A 1,375-nucleotide genomic window follows, 5' to 3' on the forward strand; every position below is an offset into this window, starting at 1 on the left:
TGATGCTGTGGACGGCTCTCCAATCACCTGCGGTATAAGCCGCGGTATGAGCTGGAAGGAGAGCCACAATGGAAGAAGTTGTTACGATCGGTCTGGATATCGCGAAGTCTGTTTTTCAGGTGCATGGAGTGAACAGCGCAGGCGATGCGGTGCTGCGCCGTCAGTTGAAGCGAGCACGGATGCTGCCGTTTTTTGCGAAGCTGCCGCCGTGTTTGATCGGTATCGAGGCCTGCAATAACTCGCATTACTGGGCGCGTGAGTTGAGTGCGCTGGGTCACGACGTGAAGCTGATGCCTGCCCAATATGTGAAGCCCTACGTCAAACGACAGAAGAATGATGCGGCTGATGCCGAGGCGATCTGTGAGGCGGTGACACGCCCGACCATGCGCTTTGTCGCGGTGAAGAGCCCAGAGCAGCAGAGCCTGATGATGTTGCACCGGGTCAGGCTCATGCTGAACCGACAGCGCACGCAGATCTCGAACGCGATCCGTGCTCACATCTCGGAGTTCGGCGTGGTGGCACCAGTTGGTAGGCTCGGTGTCGAGCGGCTGCTGGAGGTCGTGGAAGATGAGGATGACTATCGTATCCCGGTAGATGCGCGGGTCTGTCTGAAGATGCTCGCTGCTCAACTGGCTGTTGTGAAGCAGCAGGTGCTTGAGAACGATCGCCGGGTGCTGGCCAGCGCCAGGCGGACAGAACTGGGTCGCAGGCTGATGGAGATCCCTGGCATTGGCCCGCTTCTCGCTAGCGCCTTCGTTGCGAGCGTTGCGGACCCAACCGTGTTCAAGACCGGTCGCGATCTCGCGGCCTGGATCGGGCTCGTTCCCAAACAGAACTCATCAGGTGGGAAGGATAGGCTTGGCAGCATCACCCGAGCGGGTAATCGATACTTGAGGCAGATGCTGGTGGTCGGGGCGATGGCGGTCATCCGCTATGCCGAGAGGCATGGAACAAAGCGGCCATGGTTGGTCGAGTTGCTTGCGCGCAGACCTGCCAAGGTCGCGGCAGTGGCTCTGGCAAACAAGAATGCGCGGATGGTCTGGGCGCTGATGACCAGTGGAGAGCGTTACCGCGAACCGCAGGTGAAAGCGGCGTAGAGATAAGGCGCGGGGCTACCGCGCCGACGAAGTTGGAAAGGGCAAAGAGGAGTTGATGCGCAAAGCAGGTTGAAACCGCCGGATCGGGAAAACCCATTTTGGGCCGTGGCGCTTCGAGCGCGTGCTATAGGTCGGGACCCGGTTCGCGCGAAAGGCATCATGGCCAGCGGCGCATGTCAAAGCCGCAATCAAAGGCCGAACACATGGCCGCCTCGACCAGCGGAAAGCTCAACGCCAAAAAGCCCTTGCCAAAGGAGGGCCGTCCACACACGGCCCAA

At 60.0% G+C, this 1,375-nt stretch carries 1 protein-coding gene; it reads left to right on the forward strand.

From position 1 onward, the window contains the following. Positions 1-68 precede the first annotated feature (68 nt). Positions 69-1,097 (forward strand): IS110 family RNA-guided transposase, encoded by a 1,029-nt coding sequence (locus KYK83_RS17015; RefSeq protein WP_222829091.1) that lies wholly within the window; start codon positions 69-71, stop codon positions 1,095-1,097. Positions 1,098-1,375 lie beyond the last annotated feature (278 nt).

The sequence above is a fragment of the Qipengyuania pacifica genome, assembly GCF_019857205.1.
Lineage (GTDB): Bacteria > Pseudomonadota > Alphaproteobacteria > Sphingomonadales > Sphingomonadaceae > Qipengyuania > Qipengyuania pacifica.

Bases quoted from the DNA above. Each gene is read 5' to 3' on its own strand.
- KYK83_RS17015 (WP_222829091.1), top strand. From the start codon at position 69: ATGGAAGAAGTTGTTACGATCGGTCTGGATATCGCGAAGTCTGTTTTT.